At 65.4% G+C, this 23,458-nt stretch carries 24 protein-coding genes and 1 tRNA gene; 10 read left to right on the forward strand and 15 right to left on the reverse strand.

The genetic code is table 11. From position 1 onward, the window contains the following. Window position 1: 1 nt before the first annotated feature. Window positions 2–517, reverse strand: coding sequence for an RDD family protein (locus tag V9L20_RS17530; RefSeq protein ID WP_157614015.1), 516 nt, complete (start codon window positions 515–517; stop codon window positions 2–4). A gap of 117 nt (window positions 518–634) precedes the next feature. On the opposite strand from V9L20_RS17530, the gene dapC reads away from it, so the two are divergent. From dapC to V9L20_RS17565, 7 genes are all read left to right on the forward strand, one after another. Then, window positions 635–1,855: a succinyldiaminopimelate transaminase gene (gene dapC / locus V9L20_RS17535; protein WP_337297570.1), complete on the forward strand. Its 1,221-nt coding sequence runs from the start codon at window positions 635–637 to the stop codon at window positions 1,853–1,855. A gap of 42 nt (window positions 1,856–1,897) precedes the next feature. Beyond that, the gene (dapD, locus tag V9L20_RS17540; RefSeq protein ID WP_281150973.1) at window positions 1,898–2,731 is read left to right on the forward strand and encodes a 2,3,4,5-tetrahydropyridine-2,6-dicarboxylate N-succinyltransferase; all 834 of its coding nucleotides are present in this window, start codon (window positions 1,898–1,900) and stop codon (window positions 2,729–2,731) included. Window positions 2,732–2,786: 55 nt separating this feature from the next. Next, window positions 2,787–3,935: a PilT/PilU family type 4a pilus ATPase gene (locus tag V9L20_RS17545; RefSeq protein WP_337297571.1), complete on the forward strand. Its 1,149-nt coding sequence runs from the start codon at window positions 2,787–2,789 to the stop codon at window positions 3,933–3,935. A 31-nt stretch (window positions 3,936–3,966) separates the two neighbouring features. Beyond that, window positions 3,967–5,145 carry a succinyl-diaminopimelate desuccinylase gene (dapE, locus tag V9L20_RS17550; protein ID WP_337297572.1) on the forward strand — a complete coding sequence of 393 codons (1,179 nt, stop codon included), beginning with the start codon at window positions 3,967–3,969 and terminating at the stop codon, window positions 5,143–5,145. A 121-nt stretch (window positions 5,146–5,266) separates the two neighbouring features. Continuing rightward, window positions 5,267–6,148, forward strand: a complete 882-nt coding sequence (gene prmB / locus V9L20_RS17555) for a 50S ribosomal protein L3 N(5)-glutamine methyltransferase (RefSeq protein WP_337297573.1) — start codon at window positions 5,267–5,269, stop codon at window positions 6,146–6,148. Between the two features lie 137 nt (window positions 6,149–6,285). Beyond that, window positions 6,286–8,304: an ABC-F family ATP-binding cassette domain-containing protein gene (locus V9L20_RS17560; RefSeq protein WP_337297574.1), complete on the forward strand. Its 2,019-nt coding sequence runs from the start codon at window positions 6,286–6,288 to the stop codon at window positions 8,302–8,304. A gap of 27 nt (window positions 8,305–8,331) precedes the next feature. Beyond that, window positions 8,332–8,835, forward strand: a complete 504-nt coding sequence (locus tag V9L20_RS17565) for a hypothetical protein (protein ID WP_157614029.1) — start codon at window positions 8,332–8,334, stop codon at window positions 8,833–8,835. On the opposite strand, the gene V9L20_RS17570 is transcribed toward V9L20_RS17565, so the two are convergent. After that, window positions 8,786–9,019 (reverse strand): hypothetical protein, encoded by a 234-nt coding sequence (locus tag V9L20_RS17570; RefSeq protein ID WP_337297575.1) that lies wholly within the window; start codon window positions 9,017–9,019, stop codon window positions 8,786–8,788. The two genes, V9L20_RS17565 and V9L20_RS17570, sit on opposite strands and share 50 nt — an antisense overlap. A 188-nt stretch (window positions 9,020–9,207) precedes the next feature. On the opposite strand from V9L20_RS17570, the gene V9L20_RS17575 reads away from it, so the two are divergent. Beyond that, window positions 9,208–9,927, forward strand: coding sequence for a helix-turn-helix domain-containing protein (locus V9L20_RS17575; protein ID WP_337297576.1), 720 nt, complete (start codon window positions 9,208–9,210; stop codon window positions 9,925–9,927). A gap of 196 nt (window positions 9,928–10,123) precedes the next feature. Here V9L20_RS17575 and V9L20_RS17580 read toward each other — a convergent pair. The 5 genes from V9L20_RS17580 to tolB form a co-directional block, all read right to left on the reverse strand. Then, window positions 10,124–10,199 (reverse strand) — tRNA-Lys (locus tag V9L20_RS17580). Window positions 10,200–10,254: 55 nt separating this feature from the next. Beyond that, window positions 10,255–11,091, reverse strand: coding sequence for a tRNA threonylcarbamoyladenosine dehydratase (locus tag V9L20_RS17585; protein ID WP_443098597.1), 837 nt, complete (start codon window positions 11,089–11,091; stop codon window positions 10,255–10,257). Window positions 11,092–11,110: 19 nt separating this feature from the next. Continuing rightward, window positions 11,111–11,860: a tol-pal system protein YbgF gene (gene ybgF / locus V9L20_RS17590; protein WP_258506564.1), complete on the reverse strand. Its 750-nt coding sequence runs from the start codon at window positions 11,858–11,860 to the stop codon at window positions 11,111–11,113. Then, entirely contained in the window at window positions 11,860–12,378 is a 519-nt protein-coding gene (gene pal / locus V9L20_RS17595; protein WP_258506566.1) for a peptidoglycan-associated lipoprotein Pal, read from the reverse strand. Before pal ends, ybgF begins: the two co-directional genes overlap by 1 nt. Window positions 12,379–12,403: 25 nt before the next feature. Continuing rightward, on the reverse strand, window positions 12,404–13,630 hold the full coding sequence (gene tolB, locus V9L20_RS17600) for a Tol-Pal system beta propeller repeat protein TolB (RefSeq protein ID WP_258506567.1): 1,227 nt from the start codon (window positions 13,628–13,630) through the stop codon (window positions 12,404–12,406). Window positions 13,631–13,881: 251 nt separating this feature from the next. Here tolB and msbA point away from each other — a divergent pair, with 251 nt between their 5' ends. Continuing rightward, window positions 13,882–15,666 carry a lipid A export permease/ATP-binding protein MsbA gene (gene msbA, locus V9L20_RS17605; RefSeq protein WP_337297577.1) on the forward strand — a complete coding sequence of 595 codons (1,785 nt, stop codon included), beginning with the start codon at window positions 13,882–13,884 and terminating at the stop codon, window positions 15,664–15,666. A gap of 15 nt (window positions 15,667–15,681) precedes the next feature. Here the strand turns inward: msbA and rng are convergent, their stop codons facing one another. The 8 genes from rng to V9L20_RS17645 are packed head-to-tail and all read right to left on the reverse strand — an operon-like array spanning window position 15,682 to window position 22,554. Then, complete coding sequence (gene rng, locus V9L20_RS17610) at window positions 15,682–17,208, reverse strand: ribonuclease G (RefSeq protein WP_258506570.1); 1,527 nt, start codon at window positions 17,206–17,208, stop codon at window positions 15,682–15,684. Between the two features lie 7 nt (window positions 17,209–17,215). After that, window positions 17,216–17,821, reverse strand: coding sequence for a Maf family protein (locus tag V9L20_RS17615; protein WP_337297578.1), 606 nt, complete (start codon window positions 17,819–17,821; stop codon window positions 17,216–17,218). Next, window positions 17,818–18,285 (reverse strand): 23S rRNA (pseudouridine(1915)-N(3))-methyltransferase RlmH, encoded by a 468-nt coding sequence (gene rlmH / locus V9L20_RS17620; RefSeq protein ID WP_081270496.1) that lies wholly within the window; start codon window positions 18,283–18,285, stop codon window positions 17,818–17,820. The genes V9L20_RS17615 and rlmH overlap by 4 nt, the downstream gene beginning before the upstream one ends. Then, on the reverse strand, window positions 18,282–18,962 hold the full coding sequence (gene rsfS, locus V9L20_RS17625) for a ribosome silencing factor (RefSeq protein WP_258506581.1): 681 nt from the start codon (window positions 18,960–18,962) through the stop codon (window positions 18,282–18,284). The genes rlmH and rsfS overlap by 4 nt, the downstream gene beginning before the upstream one ends. Then, window positions 18,962–19,588 (reverse strand): nicotinate (nicotinamide) nucleotide adenylyltransferase, encoded by a 627-nt coding sequence (nadD, locus tag V9L20_RS17630; RefSeq protein WP_258506583.1) that lies wholly within the window; start codon window positions 19,586–19,588, stop codon window positions 18,962–18,964. Before nadD ends, rsfS begins: the two co-directional genes overlap by 1 nt. Next, window positions 19,585–20,502, reverse strand: a complete 918-nt coding sequence (hemF, locus tag V9L20_RS17635; RefSeq protein ID WP_337297579.1) for an oxygen-dependent coproporphyrinogen oxidase — start codon at window positions 20,500–20,502, stop codon at window positions 19,585–19,587. Before hemF ends, nadD begins: the two co-directional genes overlap by 4 nt. Then, the gene (gene purD, locus V9L20_RS17640; RefSeq protein ID WP_337297580.1) at window positions 20,502–21,800 is read right to left on the reverse strand and encodes a phosphoribosylamine--glycine ligase; all 1,299 of its coding nucleotides are present in this window, start codon (window positions 21,798–21,800) and stop codon (window positions 20,502–20,504) included. The genes hemF and purD overlap by 1 nt, the downstream gene beginning before the upstream one ends. 28 nt (window positions 21,801–21,828) lie before the next feature. Then, on the reverse strand, window positions 21,829–22,554 hold the full coding sequence (locus V9L20_RS17645) for a YebC/PmpR family DNA-binding transcriptional regulator (protein WP_126746025.1): 726 nt from the start codon (window positions 22,552–22,554) through the stop codon (window positions 21,829–21,831). 115 nt (window positions 22,555–22,669) lie between these two features. Between V9L20_RS17645 and V9L20_RS17650 the strand changes: the two genes are divergently transcribed. Next, window positions 22,670–23,458, forward strand: coding sequence for a class I SAM-dependent methyltransferase (locus tag V9L20_RS17650; RefSeq protein WP_126746026.1), 789 nt, complete (start codon window positions 22,670–22,672; stop codon window positions 23,456–23,458).

Consider the following 23,458-nt stretch of genomic DNA (forward strand, 5'->3'; position numbering starts at 1 on the left):
GTCAGGCAGGACGTCGGATCTCGAGCACGACGGTGTCCGCGATTTCGTCGTGCAGACACCGGCGTGATGCGCCGAAGATAAAGACAGGGTCGACGAGGCAATTGATCAGCAAAGACCACACAGGAACAAGCGACGCCATCAGGCTAAGGCCGTAGCGTGCAAGTATCCGAATGCCCGACACATGCGAACCATCGGGTCGGGCGATGCGCATGTTGAGCAACCACTTGCCAATGGTCTGATTCCGGGTGAAAAGCAGATATCCCTGCATGCCCCAGAAGATGACGAAGCCCAGATACGCGTGATCAAAATGGGGTTGCCAAGGGCTGGCCCCAGAGTCCAGATCCCAGTTACCCCACAACGTGGACTTTGTCAGTAGCCCAAACGTGGAGAACACCAACGCTTGGTCGATCACTACGCCAGCAAAACGCCTGCCGCGACTGGCGGGCCGGCTCACTTGCCAGTTGTCAATGCGAGCTTCTTGTCGCGCGTAGCGCGATCTCGGGGGCTTGTTGCCCATGTTCTTCCTTCCCTGAGGCCCCATGGCCATACCTGATCATATGAACAGGTGAATGGGACTGGCGATCACGAGCACGCATCAAATCGATAGAAGCCGGACTTTCTTCATAATCGGGCCATGAATCCCCTGCTTTCCAAGCTCCAGCCCTACCCCTTCGAGCGGCTGCGGCTCCTTTTCGAGGGCGTCAAGCCCAATGCCGATTTCGCGCCCGTCAGCCTGGGCATCGGCGAGCCCAAGCACGCCACGCCCGAGTTCATCAAGGAGGCGCTGGCGGCCAGCATGTCGACACTGGCGGCCTACCCCGCCACAGCCGGCAACCTGAAGCTGCGCACCGCGTTTACCGACTGGCTGAAACGCCGCTACGCTCTGCAACTCGACCCGGCGGCGCAGGTGCTGCCGGTCAACGGTTCGCGCGAGGCGCTGTTCTCGCTGGCGCAAACGGTGGTCGACGCCAGCAAATCGCCCGCGCCGGTGGTGGTTTCGCCCAACCCGTTCTATCAAATCTACGAAGGCGCGGCGCTTCTCGCCGGCGCTGAGCCCTATTACGTTCCGAGCGTGGCGTCGCGCAATTTTGCGGTCGATTGGGACAGCGTTCCCGATTCGGTCTGGGAGCGCACGCAACTGGTGTTCGTCTGCTCGCCAGGCAACCCGACCGGCGCCGTGATGCCCCTGGACGAATGGAAGAAGCTGTTCGCGCTGTCCGACCGCTTCGGCTTTGTGATTGCGGCCGACGAGTGCTACAGCGAAATCTACTTCCGCGACGAGCCCCCGCTCAGCGGCCTTGAGGCTGCGGCAAAGCTGGGCCGGAGCGACTTCAGGAACCTGGTTGCGCTGACCTCGCTTTCGAAGCGCAGCAACGTGCCGGGCCTGCGCAGCGGCTTTGTGGCGGGCGATGCGGCCATCATCAAGAGCTTCTTGCTGTACCGCACCTACCACGGCAGCGCCATGAGCGGCACCGTGGCCGCGGCCAGCATTGCAGCCTGGGGCGACGAAGCCCACGTGGTCGAAAACCGCGCCAAGTACCGGGCCAAGTTCGACGCCGTCACGCCACTGCTCGAACCGGTGCTCGACGTTCGCCTGCCCGACGCCAGCTTCTACCTTTGGGCGGGGGTGCCCGAAGTGTGGGCTGGCGACGACGAATCCTTCGCCCGCGAGCTCTACGCTCAATACAATGTTACGGTTTTGCCGGGGAGCTATCTGGCGCGCGACACGGCACACAGCCCCAACCCCGGCCGCGGCCGGATCCGCATGGCGCTGGTGGCCGAAACCGCCGAATGCGTGGAAGCCGCCGAGCGCATCGTCCGCTTCGTTCAGTCCGGCGCAAAAGGCGAGCGCTGAACCGCTGCTTTCCCGGCCCCATTTTTTACCTGAGACTCTCCCATGACCCAGCAACTGCAACAAACCATCGACGCCGCGTGGGAAGACCGCGCCAATGTCTCGCCCACCGCCGCTTCCGCCGAAGTGCGCGAAGCCGTCGAGCATGTGATTTCCGAACTGAACAACGGCAAGCTGCGCGTTGCGACGCGCGAAGGCGTGGGCAAGTGGACGGTGCACCAGTGGATCAAGAAGGCCGTGCTGCTGTCGTTCCGCCTGAAGGACAACGAGCAGATGCAGGCCGGCTCGCTCGGTTTCTATGACAAGGTGCCGACCAAGTTCTCGCACCTGTCGGCCGGCGAGCTGAAGGAATCGGGCGTGCGCATCGTGCCCCCGGCCGTGGCCCGCCGCGGCAGCTACATTGCCAAGGGCGCCATCCTGATGCCCTCGTACGTGAACATCGGCGCCTATGTGGGCGAAGGCACCATGGTCGACACCTGGGCCACCGTGGGCTCTTGCGCGCAAATTGGCGCCAACGTGCACCTGTCGGGTGGCGTGGGCATTGGCGGTGTGCTCGAGCCGCTGCAGGCCGGTCCCACCATCATCGAAGACAACTGCTTCATCGGCGCCCGCTCCGAAGTGGTCGAAGGCGTTGTGATCGAAGAAAACTCGGTGCTCGGCATGGGCGTGTACATCGGCCAGAGCACCCCCATTTTCAACCGCGACACCGGTGAGACCTTCTTCGGCCGCGTGCCGTCCGGCAGCGTGGTCATCAGCGGCAACCTGCCCAAGAAGACCAAGTCGGGCCAGGACTACAGCACTTACGCGGCAATCATCGTCAAGACGGTCGATGCGCAAACGCGCTCCAAGACCAGCCTGAACGACCTGCTGCGCGACTGAGCTTCCTGCCTGCTTTTTTCCGTTAGACAACAACAGCATCCGAGGAGAGAGATCGATGAACATGATGGAGCGAATCCTTCGTCTGATGGCCGAGCGCAAGGCCTCCGACATCTATCTCTCGGCGCACTCCCCGGTGCTGATCCGCATGAACGGCACCTGCGTGCCGATCAATGCGCAGGTGCTGCCCGCCACCGCGCCGCTCGCGCTCCTGGCCGAGGTGGTGCCGGAAAACCGCATCCAGGAGCTGGAAAGAACCGGCGAACTCAACATGGCCGTGATGCTCGAGGGGGCCGGCAACTACCGCATCAGCGCCATGCGCCAGCGCGGCAGCTATGCGGTGGTGGTGCGGCACATTGCCTCGACCATTCCCAGCTTTGCCGACCTGAACCTGCCCGACATTCTCAAGACGCTGATCATGGAAAAGCGCGGGCTGATCCTGATGGTCGGCGCTACCGGCGCGGGCAAGACGACCACGCTGGCCTCGATGCTCGACTACCGCAACGAGCACGCCACCGGCCACATCCTCACGGTGGAAGAACCCATCGAGTTCACCTACACCAACAAGAAGTCGCTGGTGAACCAGCGCGACGTGGGTAGCGACACCGAGTCGCTGCAGGTGGCGCTCAAGAACGCGCTCCGCCAGGCGCCCGACGTGATCCAGATCGGCGAAATCCGCGATCGCGAAACCATGACGGCCGCCATTGCGTACGCGCAATCGGGCCACCTGTGTGTGGCCACGCTGCACGCCAACAACAGCTACCGTGCGCTCAACCGCATCCTGAGCTTCTTCCCGGTCGAGGTGCGCCCCACGCTCTTGGGCGACCTGGGCTCGGCCCTGCGCGCCATCGTGTCGCAGCGGTTGCTGCGCACGCCCACCGGCGGCCGCGTACCGGCGCTTGAGGTCATGCTCAACACGGCCCTGGTGGCCGAGCTGATCGAAAAAGGCGACTTCTCTGCCGTCAAGGAAGCCATGGAGCAATCGATGGCCGAAGGCTCGCAGACCTTCGAAGAAGACATTGCCCGCCTCATCACCGAAGAGCGCGTGACGCGCGAAGAAGGCCTGGCCCAGTCCGACTCGCCCACCAACCTGATGTGGCGCCTGCAGAACCGCGCCGCGCCCAAGCCCAAGACCGAAGACCGCCACCTGACGGACCAGGTCGACGAACCCACCTTTACCGACATCACGCTGGACGTGAAGTTCTGACCGACCCGGCCCTTCCCTGGCTTTTTATCTGATGTCCCGTACGCTCCAGCTCGCCGAACAACTCATCTCGCGCCCCTCCGTCACCCCCGAGGATGCGGGCTGCCAACAGATCATCGGCGAGCGGCTGGCACCGCTGGGCTTCACGCTTGAAACCATCGAGAGCGGCCCGGCCGACTTTCGCGTGACCAACCTGTGGGCGGTGCGCCGCCCCGCCGGCGCCGCGGCAACAAAAACGCTGGTGTTCGCCGGCCACACCGACGTGGTGCCCACCGGACCGGTCGAGCAGTGGACCAGCCATCCTTTCACGCCTACGCATCGCGGCGGCAAGCTCTACGGGCGCGGCGCCTGCGACATGAAAACCTCGGTTGCCGCCTTCGTGGTGACGATCGAAGAGTTTCTCAAGGCCACGCCCGACCCCAAGCTCACGCTCGCGCTGCTGCTCACCAGCGATGAAGAAGGCCCCGGCGTCGACGGCACGGTCGTCGTGTGCAACGCCCTTGCCGCGCGCGGCGAAACCATCGACTACTGCATCGTCGGCGAGCCCACCGCGGTGCAGCGCTGCGGCGACATGATCAAGAACGGCCGCCGCGGCACCATGAGCGGCAAGCTCACGGTGAACGGCGTGCAGGGGCACATCGCGTATCCGCACCTGGCAAAAAACCCGGTTCACGCCTTTGCGCCCGCGCTGGCCGAACTGGTAGCCATCAACGCGGCCGGCGGCTGGGACGCAGGCAATGCGTACTTCCAGCCCACCAGCTGGCAGATCAGCAATTTCCACTCGGGCACCGGCGCGAGCAACGTGATTCCGGGCAGCGCCGTTGTCGATTTCAACTTCCGCTTTTCGACCGAATCGACACCCGAATCGCTGCAGAAGCGCGTGCACGCGGTGCTCGATGCCCATGGGCTCGACTACACCCTTGCCTGGACTGTCGGCGGCCTGCCGTTTCTCACCACGCCCGGCGAGCTGGTGGCATCGGTGCAGGCGGCCATTGCCGACGAAACCGGCATCCAGACAGAGCTCTCGACCAGCGGCGGCACCAGCGATGCCCGCTTCATCGCCAAGATCTGCAAGCAGGTGGTCGAGCTGGGCCCGGTCAACGCCAGCATCCACAAGATCGACGAGCACATCGATGTGGCGGAGATCGAGACGCTGAAGAACATCTACAAGCGCACGCTGGAGCGGCTCGAAGTGCTGCTCAACCCATCATGAAGCGCTTGTCTTTCTCCCTCCCCTCCCGGGGGAGGGCCGGGGTGGGGGCAATCGGCGCATCTATTGAACGCTCTGCCCGCCCCCATCCCAACCTTCCCCCAAAAGGGGAAGGAGCAAATCCATGAGCACGGTCATCGAACTCATCGAGGCCGGCGCAAAGCGACTCGAAGAAGCCGGCGTCGCCTTCGGCCACGGCACCGCCAACGCCTTTGATGAAGCCGCTTGGCTCGTGCTGTGGCGCCTGAAGCTGCCGCTGGACGACCTGGACGCGGTGGCCGACACACCCGTGTCCCCCGCCGATACCGCCAAGGTGCAAGCACTCATCGAAGAGCGCATTGCCACGCGCAAACCCGCCGCCTATCTCACGAAGGAAGCCTGGTTGCAGGGCGTGCCCTTCTATGTGGACGAGCGCGCCATCGTGCCGCGCAGCTTCATTGCCGAACTGATTGCAGACGGCAGCATCGACTATTGGCTCGGCGAACACACGCAGCGCGTGCTCGACCTGTGCACCGGCAACGGCAGCTTGGCCGTGCTCGCGGCGCTGACCTATCCGGACGTGACGGTGGACGCCGCCGACCTGTCGGTGGAAGCGCTCGAGGTGGCCGCCATCAACGTGACGCGGCACCAGCTCGACGCACGCGTGACGCTGATCGAGTCGGACGGCCTCAAGAAGGTAGCCGGCCCCTACGACCTGGTGCTGTGCAACCCGCCCTATGTGAACAGCGCGAGCATGACCGCCCTGCCCGCCGAATACCGCGCCGAGCCTGAACTGGCGCTGGCCGGCGGCACCGACGGCATGGACTTTGTGCGCCAGCTGTTCGCCGACGCGCCTTCGCGCATGAGCGAGCAGGCGGTGCTGGTGCTTGAAATCGGCAACGAGCGCGACTACTTCGAGGCGGCGTTTCCGCAGCTCGAGGTGGTGTGGCTCGAAACGTCGGCGGGCGAGGACCAGGTCTTGCTGGTCACCCGCGCCGCCCTGCTGGCCGGCGCCGGCGCGCGTTAGCTGCGCCGGCCAAGCCCCTCCACCGCTTTCCGCAGCCTGCGCTGCGGCCCCTTTATCGGGCGCTCTTCGCCCCTATGCCCCTTTGCGCCAGGCCGTCCGGGGCTGGGCGGGATAATCGCCCCTACGGTTCCTATTTCATGATTACTCTCAAAAACGTCATTCTTCGCCGCAGCGCCAAGGTTCTGCTCGACGGCGCCACCGTCACTCTCAACCCCGGTGAAAAGGTCGGCCTGGTGGGCCGCAACGGCGCGGGCAAGTCGACGCTGTTCGCGCTGCTCAACGGCACGCTGCACGAAGACGGCGGCGACTTTTCGGTGCCCAAGCACTGGCGCATGGCCCAGGTGGCACAGAACATGCCCGAAACCGACGAGTCGGCTACCGAATTCGTGGTGGGCGGCGACACCCGCCTGACCGAGCTGCGCGAGAAGCTGGCCGCCATCGAGGCCGCCTACGAGGCTAACCCCGACGATGGCGACATCGGCATGGAACTGGCCCACGCGTACACCGACCTGGCCGATGCCGGCGAACACGACGCAGTGCCGCGCGCGCAGGCGCTGATTCTTGGCCTGGGCTTCAAGTCGCATGAGCTCGACGAGCCCGTGAACAGCTTCTCGGGCGGTTGGCGCATGCGCCTGCAGCTGGCCCGCGCGCTGATGTGCCCAAGCGACCTGCTTTTGCTCGACGAACCCACCAACCACCTGGACCTGGACGCGCTCGTCTGGCTTGAAGCCTGGCTGCAGAAATACGCCGGCACCATGATCGTCATCAGCCACGACCGCGAGTTTCTCGATGCGGTGACCGACGTGACCCTGCACATTGCCAACGCCCAGCTCACGCGCTACGGCGGCAACTACAGCAAGTTCGAGGACATGCGCGCGCTGCAGATGGAGCAGCAGCAAGTCGCCTTCAGCAAGCAGCAGGACAAGATCGCCCACCTGCAGAAGTTCATCGACCGCTTCAAGGCCAAGGCCAGCAAGGCCAAGCAGGCGCAAAGCCGCGTCAAGGCGCTGGAGCGCATGGAGCGCGTGGCGCCGCTGCTGGCCGAAGCGGACTTCACCTTCGAGTTCAAGGAGCCCGGCAACATTCCGAACCCGATGCTCTCGATCAGCAATGCGAGCTTCGGCTATGAGATCGAAGGCGAAGAGCCCAAGACCATTCTGCGCAGCGTCAGCCGCTCGGTGCTGGCGGGCCAGCGCATCGGCATTCTGGGCGCCAACGGCCAGGGCAAGTCGACCCTGGTGAAGACCATCGCGCGCGAAATGGGCGCGCTGGCCGGCCAGGTGACCGAAGGCAAGGGCCTGAACATCGGCTACTTTGCGCAGCAGGAACTCGACGTGCTGCGCCCGCAGGACACACCGCTCGAGCACATGGTGCGCATGGCGCGCGAGCTCGGCAGCAGCGTGAAAGAGGCCACCGGCGAGCAGGCCTTGCGCGGCTTCCTGGGCAGCTTCAACTTCAGCGGCGACATGGTGAAGCAGCCCGTGGGCACCATGAGCGGCGGCGAAAAGGCGCGGCTGGTGCTCGCGATGATGGTGTGGCAGCGCCCCAACCTGCTGCTGCTGGACGAGCCCACCAACCACCTGGACCTGGCCACCCGCGAGGCCCTGGCCGTGGCCCTGAACGAGTTCGAAGGCACGCTGATGCTCGTGAGCCACGACCGTGCGCTGCTGCGCTCGGTGTGCGACGAATTCTGGCTGGTGGGCCGCGGTGTGGTCACCGATTTCGACGGCGACCTCGACGACTACCAGCGCTACCTGCTCGACGAAGCCAAGCGGCTGCGCGAAGAGGCCAAGGTGGCCGTGCGCGAGGCCGCAAGTGCCGCTGCACCCGCCGTGGCTGCGCCTGCGCCGGCTGCCGCCGAGAGCGAATCCGCTGCCGCCAGCAAGAACCCGCAGCAGCGCAAGCAAGACGCCCAGGGCCGCCAGCAACGCAGCGACCAGGCCAAGCCCATCAAGCGCGAAATTGCGCAGATCGACGAACGCCTGGGCGCGGCAGGCGCCGAACGCACGGCGCTGGAGGCGCGCCTTGCGCAGCCGCTGCCGTCGGCTGAAATTGCCGAAGCAGGCAAGCGGCTGAAAATCCTCAACGAAGAAATCGGCCGCCTCGAGGAGCGCTGGCTGGCCCTGTCCGACCAGCTCGAGGCGCTGGCGGCCTGAACCGAACCTGCAAAGGAGACACGCGCCATGCCGTCCGCCATCGAACTGGCCCGGGGTGACGAAAAGCTCATTGCCGCGGTCCACCGCAGCCGCCGGCTGATCGGCCGCAAGGCCCTGATGGCCGCTGCCGCCAGCGCCATTCCGGTGCCCGGCGTCGACTGGGCGGCCGATGCCGCCCTGCTCTCGCGGCTCGTGCCGCAGATCAGCGCCGAGTTCGGCCTTTCGGTCACCCAGGTCGAAAAGCTCGCGCCGCACCAGCGCGAGCGCATCCAGAAGGCTGCCACCACGGTTGGCGCCCTGCTGGTGGGCCGGCTGGTCACGCGCGACCTGCTGATCAAGCTCGCCAGGCATGCCGGCGTGAAGCTCACGGCCAAGCAAGCCGCCAAGTACGTGCCGATTGCCGGGCAGATCGTTTCGGCCGCGTTAGGCTACGCCGCCTTGCGTGCGTTGGGCGAGCAGCACATCAAGGACTGCGTGCGCGTCAGCTCGACCCTCGCCTTATCGCCTCCCGAACCGCACGCGCCCGCCTGAAGGCGCAGTCGTCGAACAGCGCAAGGCCGACGCAAGCCGCGGTGACCAGACCTGAAATGGCCAGCCCGCCCAGGCCGTAGTCACGCAGGCGAATTCCGTAGAAGAGCGCTGCGGCAGACAGCAGCGCCAACAGCGCGCAAAGCGCCCGGTCGAGCCACAGGCCCGGTGTCGATGGCTTTTGCATGGTTCAGCCCATGGGGTGAACCTGACCGTGGCACGGCTTTATGCCGCGCGCTCGTTTTTCCGTCTGCTTTTGCGTTGGCCCTGAGGCTTTCGGCGCCAGCACCAACTTGCGTGGTTTCATGGCAAATACTCCCTTTCAACTATTCTAGAGTCCAAGTTGAATATTCGCCTGCGCTTAAATCTGCGCCCATGGAGACTATTGCAGCGCGTGCACTGGCAGCACGCAAATACGCCAAGATGACCCAGAAGCAGGCCGAAGCCGCTTCGGGCGTCAAGCAGTCGAACATCTCGAAGATCGAACGGGGCGACACCGGCCGCTCGATGGGCCTGCTCGCCCTGGCTCGCGCGTACCGCGTCGACCCCAATTGGCTCGACACCGGCGACGGCCCCGCTCCATGGGACGAAGTGCAGCTGCGTCCGGCCCGAGACAACGCCAATGAACCTCCCGGCCCGTACCGCGTCACGCGAACGCCGCCCTCGAGCCCTTCATTCAGCCCGGGCACGCCCGGTACGGTGCCGCTCATTGCATGGACGCAGGCGGCCGCATGGGCCGGCGGCGGCGGCCGAGGTCCGATCGATGCCGAGCGATGGATTCCCTGCGTTGCGCATCACAGCGCCGGCAACACCTATGCATTGCGCGTGCGCGGCGACAGCATGACCGCCCCGCACGGCCACCTGAAGAGCTACCCCGCGGAATCGATCATCTTCGTCGACACGCTGCGAACAGCGCCCGCCGACGGCGAACGCATCATCGCCAGGCTCGAGTCGAACAACGAGGTCACGTTCAAGGTCTTCAAGGAAGAAGACGGCCGCCGCTGGCTGCTGCCGTTGAACCCCAGGCACGAGCCGATCCGCGCGGAGTTCATCGTGCTGGGCACCGTCATCGGCAAGTGGGAAGACGAAGACTGACGCACGCGCCAGGTCAGGTTGCGTGCAGGTTCGGCGGGCACAGTAGAGGCTCCTTCTCCCCGTGGCCTGCATCCTCTCTGATCCTCCCTCCTCCAGCAGGTCACCTTCCAGCCCGCCCTTGTGCGGGCTGTTTTTTTGGCAACAAAAAAGCCTGCTATCTCTCGACAGCAGGCTTTCAATATTCACGCGATTCGGGTGGTAGGACGTACTGGATTCGAACCAGTGACCAACGGATTAAAAGTCCGCTGCTCTACCAACTGAGCTAACGTCCCGGAACCATTTTCTTTTTCGCTTCTTTGCCAGAGTTGAATCCGGCAAAGCCAAAGATTATAGCGCGACGTTGCCCGCGATTTTGTCGAGAACCCAACCTGCGGCGCATTGGCCGAAAGTGGCCGTCACGCTCACCACTGAACCGTAGCCATGGCAGTTGAGCGAGCCGTCGCCTTCGATGGCGCAGGAGGCATCGGGGGGTGCCACGCTTTCGCGGCTGAAGACGCAGGCCACGCCGATCTTGCGGCCTTCGCGTGGTGCGCCGTGTTCCTTGCGCAGGCGCTGGCGCAGTTGGGCAAGCAGCGGGTCGTGCGTGACGAGCGAAAGTTCGTCGATGTCGACCTTGTGCGCCTGCCGCTTGCCGCCGGCCGCACCCACGGTGACGAAGGCGGCGCGCGATGCGCGTGCCCATGCCGCCATCGCGAGCTTGGCCTTCACCTGGTCGCATGCATCGATGACGGCGGTTGCGGGCCCGTTCTCGGCCTGCGACGCATCCAGCAGCGCAGTCCAGTTGCCGGGCTCGACGAATTCGTCGATGGCGAACACCTTGCACTCGGGGTTGATCTGCGCAATGCGATCGCGCATCGCCTCGACCTTGGCTTGCCCTACGGTCGAATCGAGCGCGTGGATCTGGCGGTTGATGTTCGACTCCGAGACGTGGTCGAGGTCGATCAGCGTCAGCCGCCCCACTCCGCTGCGCGCCAGGGCTTCGACCGCCCAGGAGCCGACGCCACCGATGCCGACGACGAGCACATGCGCGTTGCGGATGCGCGCGGCGCCCGCCACGCCATAGAGGCGTTCGAGGCCGCCGAAGCGGCGCGCAAAGTCAGGCGCAGCGGTGTCGGTGACGACAGCCGCGGCGGCGTTCAGTGCTTCCGGAAGGATTGCATTCAAGCGGAGTGCTCCGCCGGCTTCAACGCAGGCGCGAGAGGCGCTCGCGGCCCGCCTGGGCGGCTTCGGATTGCGGATAGGCCTTGGTCAGGTCTTCCAGCGTGCGACGCGCGGCGCGCGTGTCCTTCAGCTCGATCTGGCAGTTCGCGATCGACAGCACGGCCTCGGGAGCCTTGGCGTGGTCGGGCGCGAGCGACAGCATGGAGCGGAAGTTCGCAATGGCCTCGTTGTAGTTGCGCGTGGCGTACTGCGCATTGCCGAGCCAGAACAACGCGGAGGCGTTGTAGCCGCTCTGCGGGTAGCGCTTGACGAACTCCGCGAAGGCGGTCTGCGCCTGCGCGAACTGCCCCGCACGGAAGATGCCGAGCGCGGCGTCGAAGTCGGCTTTTTCCTTGGGGTCGGCGGTGAACTCGCGTCCGTCCACCGAAACCTTCGTGGGTTCGTTCTGCTTCAGCCGGTCGTCGATGGTGCTCTGGCGGGACTGCATTTCGCTCAGCGTGCGCTGCAGCTGCTCGTTCTGGCCGGTCATGCGCGCAAGATCGCCCCGCATCTGCTCGATCTGGTTTTGCAGGTCGAGCAGGCTGCGGCGCAGCTGGCCGTTTTCGTCGGTCAGCCGCTGGTCGGTCTGCTGGCGCATGGCTTCGACACGCTGCCGCAGGTCGAGGATGGCGCGGCGCGCCTCGTCATCCTCGAACAACGCGGCTTGCGAGCCCGCCGAAACGCAGAGCAAGGCGGCAGCCAGTGCCGCGCCTCGCAATAGAGCGTGTTGCATCACCGGGTGTAGCGGAGTTCAGCGCGGCGGTTCTGAGCCCAGACGTCTTCGCCCGAGCCCTGAGCCGCCGGCTTTTCCTTGCCGAAGCTCACGGCTTCGATCTGGGCATCGTTCACGCCCAGCAGCGTCAGCGAGCGGCGGACGGCTTCGGAACGCTTCTGGCCCAGCGCAAGGTTGTACTCGCGGCCGCCACGCTCGTCGGTGTGGCCTTCAATGGAAACGCGGCGCTGCGGATTGGCCTTGAGGAAACGGGCATGGCCGTCGATCAGGGACTGGAACTCGGGCTTGACCGTGTAGCTGTCGTAGTCGAAATAGACGATGCGTTCGATACCGACCGGCCCTTGCGCGGTGCCGGCATTGGGGTCGATGGTGACGGGCGCGACGCCGCTGGCGCTGCCCTGCTGGCTGCCGGCGGTTCCGGAGCGGTCGGTCACCGGTGTGTCGTTGAGCTTGGTGCCCGACGAGCAGCCAGCAATCAGAGCCACGATGGCCAGCGAATAAATCGTACGTTTCAACATTGGGTACTCCTCAAATAAACCTTGGTCATTGCTTTTGAAACGGACCCCAGTCCGGTTCTCTAATGTCTCCCGCCTGCCCCGCCAGCCGTGCCTTGATTTTTCCGTCCAGCGTGGTCGTCATGAGCGCTTCGCGGCCTTGCAGGTGCGTTGCGTAGACGATCAGCTTGCTATTGGGGGCAAAGCTTGGGCTCTCGTCTGCCGAGGTGTCGGTGATGGCCGAGACATTGCCGGTTGCCAACTCCATCACGTGGAGTTTGAAGGCACCGCCAACGCGGGAGATGTAGGCCAACCACCGACCATCGCCGCTGACAGAAGGAGAAATGTTGTAGGTGCCACTGAAGGTGACACGGGTTGGCGCGCCGCCTCCGGCGCTCATCTTGTAGATCTGGGGAGCACCGCCGCGGTCGCTCACGAAGTAGATCGTGCTGCCGTCGGCCGAGTAGACCGGCTCGGTGTCGATGCTGGCGCTCTGCGTCAGGCGTCGCGGCTCGCCGCCGCTGGCCGCGATGGTGTAGAGCTGCGAGCCGCCGTCACGGCTGAGCGTAACCGCCAGCGAGTTGCCGTCGGGTGCCCATGCCGGCGCGCTGTTGGAGCCGCGAAAGTTTGCAAGCAGGCGGCGCTGGCCGCTGGCCACGTTGTGCACGTACACCACGGGCTTGCGCGATTCGAAGGACACATACGCGAGTTGCTGGCCGTTGGACGACCACACGGGCGAAATGATGGGTTCCGGGCTCGCGAGCGCGGCCTGCGCGTTCTCGCCGTCGGCGTCCGCCACCCACAGCGAATAGCGGCTGCCGCCCTTGGTCACGTAGGCGATGCGGGTCGAGAAGATGCCCTTGTCGCCGGTCAGCTTTTCATAGACGTAGTCTGCAATGCGGTGCGACGCGAGCCTCAGGTCGCCCTGCGGAACGGTGTAGCTCTGGCCGCCGAGATCCTGTCCGCGCACCACGTCCCAGAGGCGAAAGCGCACGTCGAAGCGGCCGTCACCCAGCCGCGTGACGCTGCCGACCACCAGCGAATCCGCGGTGCGCTGTCGCCACAGCGCGAGGTCGGGGCGCGAGGCTTCGTCGAGCGCCTGGCCGGAGGCATCGACGCCGCGAAACTGGCCGCTGCGTTCGAGGTCGGCCTGCACGATCTCGGAAATTTTCTGGGGCGAGGCGTCCTGGCCCTTGAACGGGACCAGCGCAATGGGCAACTGCGTCAGCCCGACGCCCGACACCTCGACCCGGAACTGGGCGAGCGCGGGCAGCATGGGAGTTGCAGCAAGAGCCGCGACAAGACCGCGGCGTGCAAAAAACGATGAAGAAGGAGTTGGAATGGAAACTGGCAACGGCTTGTTCATGCGGTTCGGAGATGTTTCGGGGAAAAAAGTTCTACCCGATGCGACGGGCCACATGTTACACACTGGTTTGATCGTGCCGTCACAAAACGTGTATTGGGCGGCGCGGTCCTACATGACACCTTGCTGAAGGCCTGTTTGGGCGCCCCGTAGAATCCGCCGCCATGCAAGCATCCCCCGGCAGTGAGACCGCACGCCCTCCCCTGATTCGCCGGCTGGCGCGCCTCATGACCTGGTTCGGCGGCTCACGCCATTGGTGGGCCGTCGGGATCGTCGGCGCCCTGATGGCCGCGATTACCGAGCCCTTGATGGCCGCCCTGCTCAAGCCGCTGCTCGACCGCGGATTCAACCGCGGCCAGTTGGCGCTTTGGATGGTGCCCGCTGCCGTGCTGCTGCTGTTTGCGGTGCGCGGCATTGCGCAGTTCATTTCCCAATACGCGCTCTCGCGCATTGCCAACGAAGGCATGCAGCGGCTGCGGCGCGTGCTGTTCCAGCGGCTGCTCGGGGCCGAGCTGGCGCTGTTCTCACGCCAGTCGGCCAGCGCGCTTTCCAACACGGTGGTGTATGAGGTGCAGACCGGCTCCATGCTGCTGGTGCAGGCGCTGCTCGGGCTTTCGCGCGACGGCTTCACGCTGGTTGCGCTGCTCGCCTACCTGGTCTACCTGAACTGGAAGCTCACGCTCATCGTCGCCTTCCTGGTGCCGAGCATCTCGTGGATCATGAAGGTGTTCTCCAAGCGCCTCTATCGCCTGACGCAGCAAGGCCAGCAAGCCACCGACGAGTTGGCTTACGTGGTGGAAGAAAACGTGCTCGCGCACCGCATGGTGCGGCTGCACGGCGCCGAAGAAGCGCAAGGCGAACGCTTCGAGCAGCTGAGCCAGCGCCTGAACCGGCTGGCCGTGAAGTCGACCATCGCGCAGGCAGCCACGACGCCGCTCACGCAGATGATGGCGTCGCTTGCGCTGTCGGTGGTGGTGATGATTGCGCTCTGGCAAAGCGGCGAGCAAGGCCTCACGGTGGGCGGTTTCGTCGCCTACATCACCGCCATGCTGATGCTGATTGCGCCCATTCGCCGCCTCGCGGACATGGCCGCGCCCATCACCCGCGGCCTGGCCGCCCTCGAGCGCGGCCTGGTGCTGATCGACGATGTGTCCCCCGAGCCGCAAGGCAGCTTCCGCATCGAGCGTGCGCAAGGCCGCATCGAGCTGCGCGATGCGGTGGTCAGCTACCGCGGCGAAGACGAAGCCCGCGCGCTCAACGGCGTGAGCCTTGCCATCGAGCCCGGGCAAGTGGTGGCTTTCGTCGGCCCCTCGGGCTCCGGCAAGACCACGCTGGTCAACCTGTTGCCGCGCTTCGTGCTGCCGAGCGGCGGGCAGGTGCTGCTCGACGGCCACGACACCGCCGAATGGGAGCTCAAGAGCCTGCGCGCGCAGTTCGCCATGGTGAGCCAGGACGTGGTGATGCTCAACGACACGCTGGCCGCCAACGTGGCGCTGGGCTCCGAGATATATCGCGACCGGGTGCAGCAGTGCATAGATGCAGCGAACCTGTCCAGCCATGTGGAGAGCCTGCCGCTGGGCATCGACACCGTGCTCGGCCACAACGCCACGCAGCTTTCGGGTGGCCAGCGGCAGCGCCTGGCGATTGCGCGCGCGCTCTACAAGAACGCGCCCATCCTGCTGCTCGACGAAGCCACCTCCGCGCTCGACACCGAATCGGAACGGCTGGTGCAAGACGCCCTGCAGCGCCTGATGCAGAACCGCACCACGCTGATCGTGGCGCACCGGCTCTCGACCATCCAGCATGCCGACCGCATCATCGTGATGGAAAAGGGCCGCATTGCCGAGCAAGGCAGCCATGAACAGCTGATGGCGCTCGACGGGCTCTATGCACGCCTGCAGACGCTGGCTGTGCGCAGTGCAACGCCGGGACAGGACCCGACGCTCTGAACCGAGGCCTTCGGGTCAGAGCAATACGATGTCGTATTGCCCTTGCCCGATGGCGGGCTCGGCCTGCAATGAAATAGGCTTGCCAATGAAGTCGCTCAAGCCCGCAAGGTGCTGGCTTTCTTCGTCCAGGAACAGTTCGATCACCTGCGGCGATGAAACGATGCGGAATTCGCGCGGCGTGAACTGCCGCGCCTCGCGCAATATCTCGCGCATCACGTCGTAGGCCACGCTGCGCGCCGTTTTCACGATGCCTTGCCCGCCGCACGCCGCGCAGGGCTCGCACAACATGTGCGCCAGCGATTCGCGCGTGCGCTTTCGCGTCATCTCGACCAGCCCAAGCTGCGAGAAGCCTCCCGCGGTGGTCTTGACGCGGTCGCGCGCGAGCTGCTTGCGAAACTCCGCCAGCACCTGCTCGCGATGGTCGTCGCGCCCCATGTCGATGAAGTCGACGATGATGATCCCGCCCAGGTTGCGCAGCCGCAGCTGCCTCGCAATGGCCTGCGCCGCCTCGAGATTGGTCTTGAAAATGGTGTCGTCGAAATTGCGCGCGCCCACAAAGCCGCCTGTGTTCACGTCCACCGTGGTGAGCGCCTCGGTCTGGTCGACCACCAGGTAGCCGCCCGACTTGAGATCGACCCGCCGACCCAGTGCTTTCGCAATTTCCTCGTCGACCGAATACAGGTCGAAGATCGGCCGCTCGCCCTTGTAGTGCTGAAGCTTGCCGGCCGCCTGGGGCATGTATTCGAGCCCGAACTTCAGCAGCACCTCGAACTGCTCGCGCGAATCGATGCGGATGGTCTGCGTGTCTTCGCTGGTCATGTCGCGCAGCACGCGCTGCAGCAGGCTCAAGTCCTGGTGCAGCAGCGACATGGGCGGCACCTTGCCCGACGAATCGCGAATGCGAGACCAAGTCTTGCGAAGGTAGGCGATGTCTTCGGCCAGTTCGGCATCGGACGAGTCTTCGCCGTTGGTGCGCAGAATGAAGCCCCCAGTGTTGGCCGGCACCACGCCGCCGCTGTCGGCTGCCGCGGCAGCCTCGATCAGCGCCAGCATTCGGGTGCGCAACGATTCGCGCTGGTCCGAAGGAATCTTCTGTGAAACGCCGATGTGGTTGTCTTGCGGCAAGAACACCAGCAGCCGGCCCGCAATGCTGATCTGCGTCGAGAGCCGCGCACCCTTGGTACCGATCGGGTCCTTGATCACCTGCACCAGGAGCGACTGGCCTTCGAACACCTGCTTCTCGATGGGCACCATCGGCCCGCCGTTGCGGTGGTCGCGGTCGGGCGCGGGTGCGCTCGGCCGCGAGCCCGGCGTGAACGGCGCCACAATGTCGGCCACATGCAGGAAGGCCGTGCGTTCCAGGCCGATGTCGATGAAGGCCGACTGCATGCCCGGCAGCACGCGCGAGACCTTGCCCAGGTAGATGTTGCCGACCAGCCCACGCTCCAGCGTGCGTTCGATGTGCAGCTCTTGCACGGCGCCGTGCTCGACCAGCGCCACACGGGTCTCTTGCGGGGACCAGTTGATCAGGATGTCTTGCATGGAGTTCTCAGGTATTGAAACCGGCGCTGCGAAGGAGCTGCGCGGTCTCGAACATCGGGAGTCCCATGATGCCCGAATAGGACCCGCTGATGTGTTCGATGAACGCAGCCGCCGCCCCTTGAATTGCGTAGGCGCCGGCCTTGCCGAGCGGCTCGCCGCTTGCGGCATAGCGCGCGATCTGCTTCTTGCCGATGGCCGCGAAGCGCACGCGCGAAACGCTGAGCGCGGCGTGGCGGCGGCGGCCGTGCTGCAGCGCGACGGCCGTCAGCACGCGGTGCGTGGCGCCGGAGAACAACGCGAGCATGCGCTCGGCGTCGCGCGCGTCTTCGGGCTTGCCGAGAATCGTGCGGCCCAGCGCGACCGTGGTGTCTGCGCAGAGCACCGGCGCATCGGCCAGGCCGTGGCGCTTGCGCCGCGCAACGGCAGCGTCGAGCTTGAGCCCTGTGACGCGCTGCACATAGGCGGTGGGCGATTCGTTGGGCAACGCCGCTTCGAGCGATTCGGCGTCTTCATCGGGGCCGGCAAGCAGCAGTTCGTGGCGAACGCCAAGTTGGCCGAGCAGTTGGGCACGGCGCGGGCTCTGCGACGCGAGATAGATGAAGTCTGGTGTCATTCCCGGTGGTACGGATGGCCCGCGTTGACGGACCAGGCCCGGTACAGCTGCTCGACCAGCAGCACGCGCGCCATGGCGTGCGGCAGGGTCAGGTCGGACAAGCGAATGCGTTCATGTGCCGCAGCCTTGAAAGCCGGGTCGAGCCCGTCGGGCCCGCCAATGACGAGCGCGACGTCATCGCCCTCGCCTTGCCAACTTTGCAGGCGCGCGGCCAGTGCCTTGGTGGTGAGCGCGGTGCCGCGCTCGTCGAGCACAACGATGCGCATGCCCCTTGCAATGGCGCCTTCGATGCGCTCGCGTTCAGCGGCGTAAAGGGTTTCGAGCGACTTGGAGCCGCGGGGTTCGGTCTTGACCGCACGCAGCTCGAGCTTGAGCTCCGGCGGGAAGCGCTTGGCGTAGTCGTCCCAGGCAGTCTGCGCCCAGTCGGGCATGCGCTGCCCGACGGCGACCACCAGGAGCTTCATGCGCGGCGCGCTGGCGCCTTCTTGGCAGGCGCCTTCTTTGCCGCGGGCTTCTTCGCGGCGGGCTTGCCGACGACCTTGACCGGCACGCGCGCGGTCGTGGTCTTCTTGGCGGGAGCGTTCTTGGCAGGCGCCTTCTTCGCGGCGGTTTTCTTCGCCGGGCTCCGGCTGGCCTTTTCGGCCTTGGCCTCTTGCTCGGCCGCGCGAATGGCGGTCTTGGCCGCGCTGGTACGGCGCAGGTTGGGCATCTTGGCGGCGACGGGCTTCTTCTCTTCGGTCACCTTGGCGGCGGTTGCAAGGGCGGGCTTGGTGCCGCCGAGCTTTGCGCGCACGGGCTTGTCGCCCCAGATCTCTTCGAGGTGGTAGTACTGGCGGATGGCGGGCTGCATGATGTGCGCCACGGCTGCGCCGCAGTCCACGATGATCCACTCGCCGTTGTCCTCGCCCTCGATGCGCGGCTTGCCGAAGCCGGCCTCGCGCACCGCGTCGCGAACGCTCGCGGCCAGCGCCTTGGTCTGGCGGTTGGAGGTGCCCGAGGCAACGATCACGCGCTCGAACAGCGGCGAAAGATGCTCTGTGTCGAAAACCTGAATGTCCTGCGCCTTGACGTCTTCGAGTCCATCGATGATGGCTCGCTGGAGTTTTTGGGTGTCTTTCTTGGCGGCGGCTTCAGTGGTCATCAGGCAGGGCGGTAAAGGTGGTGTTGGTCAATATAGCGTGCAACGGCGGACGGAACCAGCGAGGAAATGTCCTCGCCAAGCGCCGCGCGCCGCCGGATTTCGGTGGCGCTGGTGTCCATGGCCGGTAATTCGAGCGCTTCGAAACGTGCGCCAGCCGGAAGGCCGGGCAGCATTTTCGGATCAAAACGAGCAATGCCGCCCGTCGATAGTGCGCGATACGCTACAGAAACAATAGCAATGCCGAGTATAGCCTGCCAGCCGTGCCATGTGGGCAAGGCGGTGGCCTGGTCGGCACCCATGATCAAGACCAGCTGCGCGCCGGGTTGTTCATTCCGCAACTCATGCAGAGTATCGAGCGTGTAAGTGGGGCCGTCGCGCAACACTTCGCGGCTGTCGACCACCACGGTGCCCGCAAGCCCTGCAAAAGCCAGCCGCGCCATCGCAAGACGGTCTTGCGCCGGCGTGAGCGTGCGGCTCTTGTGCCAAGCCTGGCCAGTAGGAATGATGTGCAGTTCGGCCAGGCCGAGCTGCGAAAGCGCTGCTTCGGCCAGGGCCACGTGGGCGTTGTGAGGCGGATCGAATGCGCCGCCGAAAACGCCGATGCGCGGAGCGCCGGAGAAACTCACAACCAGTCGCGCCGCACGATGAAGTCGCTGTACAGCGCGGCTTCGGGGCTGCCAGGTTCGGGTTGCTGGCGATAGGCCCAGCTTGCAAGCGGCGGCATCGACAGCAGGATCGATTCGGTGCGCCCGCCCGATTGCAGCCCGAAGTGCGTGCCGCGGTCCCACACCAGGTTGAACTCGACGTACCGCCCGCGCCGGTACAGCTGAAACGCCCGTTCGCGCTCGCCCCACGGCATGCCGCGGCGGCGCTCTACGATGGGCATGTAAGCCGGCAGAAAAGCATTGCCCACGGAACGCAGCATGGCAAAACCGTTCTCGAAACCGCCTTCGGAAAAGTCGTCGAAAAAGATGCCGCCGATGCCGCGCTGCTCATTGCGGTGCTTCAGAAAGAAATACTCGTCGCACCACGTCTTGAAGCGCGGGTATTTGTCGTCGCCGAATGCAGCGAGCGAATCGCGGCATGCGGTGTGAAAGTGCACCGCGTCTTCCTCGAAGCCGTAGCAAGGCGTCAGGTCCATGCCGCCGCCGAACCAGCACACCGGGTCCTTGCCCTCAGGCAACGCGGCCAGCATGCGCACGTTCATGTGAACGATGGGCACGTAAGGATTGCGCGGGTGGAACACCAGCGAAACGCCCATGGCCTCGAAGGGGGCGCCCGCGAGTTCAGGCCTGTTCTGCGTGGCTGAAGGCGGCAGCCTGGGCCCGCGCACCTGCGAAAAACCGCAGCCCGCCCGCTCGAACAGCTCTCCGCCTTCGAGAATGCAGGTAAGGCCGTGGCCTTGCAGGCTTTCTCCGGGTTCTTTTTGCCAGGCATCGCGCGTGCAGGCGCCGCCGTCCGCTGCTTCTACCGCTTCGACGATCTGCTGCTGAAGGCCGCGCAGGTAGTCGCCGACTGCTGCCGGATTGGTCTGCTGCATCAAGCCTGCGGGTTGTTGCGCGCGTGAACCGCCCGGTACCCGATGTCCTTGCGGTACTGCGCGCCGTCGAAGTTGATGCGCGCCGCCACTTCATAAGCCCGCTGCTGCGCGAGCTTCACGCTGTCCGCCAATACGGTCACGCAAAGCACGCGGCCACCGCTGGTCTTGAGTTCGCCGTCTTGCTGCGTGGTGCCGGCATGGAACACCACGGCATCGGGCGCCTCGGCCGGAATGCCCGTGATGCGGTCGCCCTTGCGCGGCGAGAGCGGGTAGCCGTGCGCCGCCATCACCACACCCAGCGCCACGCGCCGGTCCCACTGCAGCTCGACCTGGTCGAGCGTGCCGTCGGTCGCGTGCCAGAACACTTCGAACAGGTCGGACTTGAGCCGCATCATGATCGGCTGCGTCTCGGGATCGCCCATGCGGCAGTTGAACTCGAGCGTCTTGGGGTGGCCCGACGGATCGATCATGAGGCCGGCATAGAGAAAACCGGTGTACGGAATGCCGTCTTTTTCCATGCCGCGAATCGTCGGCAGGATGATCTCGCGCATGGCACGCGCGTGCACCTCGGCCGTGACCACCGGCGCGGGCGAATAGGCCCCCATGCCGCCGGTGTTGGGGCCTTCGTCGTTGTCGAGCAGGCGCTTGTGGTCCTGGCTGGTGGCCAGCGCGGTCACGTTCTTGCCGTCGCACAGCACGATGAAGCTGGCTTCTTCGCCCTGCAGGAACTCTTCGATGACGACGCGCGCACCGCCGTCGTTGTGCGACACGCCGAACTTGTTGTCGACCAGCATGAAGTCGACGGCCTCGTGCGCCTCTTGCGCGGTCATGGCCACCACCACGCCCTTGCCGGCAGCGAGGCCGTCGGCCTTGACGACGATGGGTGCGCCCTTGACATCGATGTACGCGTGGGCCGCGGCCGCGTCGGTAAAGGCCTCGTACTCGGCCGTGGGAATCTTGTGGCGCTTCATGAACGCCTTGGAGAACGCCTTGGAGCTTTCCAGCTGCGCCGCGGCCTGCGTGGGGCCGAAGATGCGCAGGCCGTGCGCGCGGAATTCATCCACCACGCCGGCAGCCAATGGCGCCTCGGGGCCGACCACGGTCAGAGCGATCTTTTCCTTCATGGCCCACTCGCGCAGCGCGGCGGGCTCGGTGATGTCGATGCAGTCGTAGCGCTCGTCGCTCATGGTGCCGCCATTGCCCGGCGCCACGTACACGCGGCTGACCCGGTTGGCCTGCGCCAGGCGCCACGCCAAGGCGTGTTCGCGGCCCCCTCCTCCAATTACCAGTACCTTCATTCGCAGGCCTTCATTCGCTGTATGTCGTTCATTCGGAAAGCGCCGCGTTGTGATAGACCTCCTGGACGTCGTCCAGGTCTTCGAGCACATCGAGCAGCTTTTGCATCTTGGCCGCGTCTTCGCCGGTTATTTCGACGGTGTTTTCAGGCCGCATGGTGACCTCGGCCACCTCGGGCTTCAGGCCGGCGGCCTCCAGCGCGTTCTTCACGGCTTCGAAGTCGCCAACGGCGGTGAGCACCTCGATGGCGCCGTCATCGTCGGTCACCACGTCTTCGGCGCCGGCTTCGAGCGCAAGCTCCATCACCTTGTCTTCGTCGGTGCCGGGCGCAAAGATGATCTGCCCGCAGTGCTTGAATTGAAAGGCCACCGAGCCTTCGGTGCCCATGTTGCCGCCGTGCTTGGAAAATGCGTGGCGCACTTCGGCCACGGTACGCACGCGGTTGTCGGTCATGGTGTCGACGATGATTGCCGCACCGCCGATTCCGTACCCCTCGTAACGAATTTCTTCGTAATTCACGCCTTCGAGGTTGCCGGTGGCCTTGTCGATGTTGCGCTTGACGGTGTCGATCGGCAGGTTGACTGCCTTGGCTTTTTCAACCGCCAGCCGCAACCGAGGGTTAGCACTTAGGTCGCCGCCGCCAGTGCGGGCGGCCACTGTGATTTCGCGAATGGCGCGCGTCCAGAGCTTGCCGCGCTTCTCGTCCTGGCGGCCCTTCCGGTGCTGAATGTTTGCCCATTTGCTGTGTCCGGCCATGACTTCTTTCTCGCAATCCTGTGTTTTCAAAGCAGGCTCCGAGTTTACTGTCCGGCGCACGCAACGGCCCGTCGGCGGAGCCGAAGCGGCCAGGTCTTTTGGTGATAATCCTTCGATGACGCCATCGCCTTCTGTCGCTCCCGGGAATCCGGCCATCCTGCCGCCGCACACCCCCTTGCCGCTGTACTACAAGAACGAGGCGGAGCACCAGGCGTTTCTGCGCCGCATCTTCGACAGCACCGCCGCCGACTACGACCGCATCGAGAGCGTGCTCGCCTTCGGCACCGGCCCGGCATACCGGCGGGCCGCGCTGACGCAAGCCGGCCTCGTTGCGGGCGCGCAGGTGCTCGACGTGGGAATCGGCACCGGGCTGGTTGCGCGCGAGGCGCTCAAGATCATCGGCCCGACGGGCAAGCTGGTGGGCGTCGATCCCAGCGTGGGCATGATGGAACAGATCAACCTGCCGGGCGTGGAGCTGGTGCCGGGCGTGGCGGAATCGCTGCCCCGGCCCGATGCCAGCTGCGACTTCGTGAGCATGGGCTACGCCATGCGCCACATCAGCGACGTGGCGGCCGCATTCAGCGAGTTCCACCGTGTGCTGCGCCCCGGCGGCCGCCTGGTGGTGCTCGAAATCACCAAACCGCAGGGCCGCATCGCCACCGCCCTGCTCAAGGGCTACATGCGCGCGGTGGTGCCGCTGATTGCCCGGGTCGTCGGCCGCCGCAGCAACACCTCGGAGCTGTGGCGCTACTACTGGGACACCATCGAAGCCTGCATTCCCCCCGAGCGCGTGCTGGAGGCATTGCGCGCCGCCGGCTTCACCGAAGTGCGCCGGCATGCAAGCCTGGGCGTTTTTTCCGAATACATGGCCCGCAAGCCAGAAAACACCGTCGAGGCCGGCTGA

This window comes from Variovorax sp. CCNWLW225, assembly GCF_037204045.1.
GTDB lineage: Bacteria > Pseudomonadota > Gammaproteobacteria > Burkholderiales > Burkholderiaceae_C > Variovorax.

Bases quoted from the DNA above. Each gene is read 5' to 3' on its own strand.
- V9L20_RS17530 (WP_157614015.1), bottom strand. From the start codon at position 517: ATGGGCAACAAGCCCCCGAGATCGCGCTACGCGCGACAAGAAGCTCGC.
- dapC (WP_337297570.1), top strand. From the start codon at position 635: ATGAATCCCCTGCTTTCCAAGCTCCAGCCCTACCCCTTCGAGCGGCTG.
- dapD (WP_281150973.1), top strand. From the start codon at position 1,898: ATGACCCAGCAACTGCAACAAACCATCGACGCCGCGTGGGAAGACCGC.
- V9L20_RS17545 (WP_337297571.1), top strand. From the start codon at position 2,787: ATGAACATGATGGAGCGAATCCTTCGTCTGATGGCCGAGCGCAAGGCC.
- dapE (WP_337297572.1), top strand. From the start codon at position 3,967: ATGTCCCGTACGCTCCAGCTCGCCGAACAACTCATCTCGCGCCCCTCC.
- prmB (WP_337297573.1), top strand. From the start codon at position 5,267: ATGAGCACGGTCATCGAACTCATCGAGGCCGGCGCAAAGCGACTCGAA.
- V9L20_RS17560 (WP_337297574.1), top strand. From the start codon at position 6,286: ATGATTACTCTCAAAAACGTCATTCTTCGCCGCAGCGCCAAGGTTCTG.
- V9L20_RS17565 (WP_157614029.1), top strand. From the start codon at position 8,332: ATGCCGTCCGCCATCGAACTGGCCCGGGGTGACGAAAAGCTCATTGCC.
- V9L20_RS17570 (WP_337297575.1), bottom strand. From the start codon at position 9,019: ATGCAAAAGCCATCGACACCGGGCCTGTGGCTCGACCGGGCGCTTTGC.
- V9L20_RS17575 (WP_337297576.1), top strand. From the start codon at position 9,208: ATGGAGACTATTGCAGCGCGTGCACTGGCAGCACGCAAATACGCCAAG.
- ybgF (WP_258506564.1), bottom strand. From the start codon at position 11,860: ATGCAACACGCTCTATTGCGAGGCGCGGCACTGGCTGCCGCCTTGCTC.
- pal (WP_258506566.1), bottom strand. From the start codon at position 12,378: ATGTTGAAACGTACGATTTATTCGCTGGCCATCGTGGCTCTGATTGCT.
- tolB (WP_258506567.1), bottom strand. From the start codon at position 13,630: ATGCTGCCCGCGCTCGCCCAGTTCCGGGTCGAGGTGTCGGGCGTCGGG.
- msbA (WP_337297577.1), top strand. From the start codon at position 13,882: ATGCAAGCATCCCCCGGCAGTGAGACCGCACGCCCTCCCCTGATTCGC.
- rng (WP_258506570.1), bottom strand. From the start codon at position 17,208: ATGCAAGACATCCTGATCAACTGGTCCCCGCAAGAGACCCGTGTGGCG.
- V9L20_RS17615 (WP_337297578.1), bottom strand. From the start codon at position 17,821: ATGACACCAGACTTCATCTATCTCGCGTCGCAGAGCCCGCGCCGTGCC.
- rlmH (WP_081270496.1), bottom strand. From the start codon at position 18,285: ATGAAGCTCCTGGTGGTCGCCGTCGGGCAGCGCATGCCCGACTGGGCG.
- rsfS (WP_258506581.1), bottom strand. From the start codon at position 18,962: ATGACCACTGAAGCCGCCGCCAAGAAAGACACCCAAAAACTCCAGCGA.
- hemF (WP_337297579.1), bottom strand. From the start codon at position 20,502: ATGCAGCAGACCAATCCGGCAGCAGTCGGCGACTACCTGCGCGGCCTT.
- purD (WP_337297580.1), bottom strand. From the start codon at position 21,800: ATGAAGGTACTGGTAATTGGAGGAGGGGGCCGCGAACACGCCTTGGCG.
- V9L20_RS17645 (WP_126746025.1), bottom strand. From the start codon at position 22,554: ATGGCCGGACACAGCAAATGGGCAAACATTCAGCACCGGAAGGGCCGC.
- V9L20_RS17650 (WP_126746026.1), top strand. From the start codon at position 22,670: ATGACGCCATCGCCTTCTGTCGCTCCCGGGAATCCGGCCATCCTGCCG.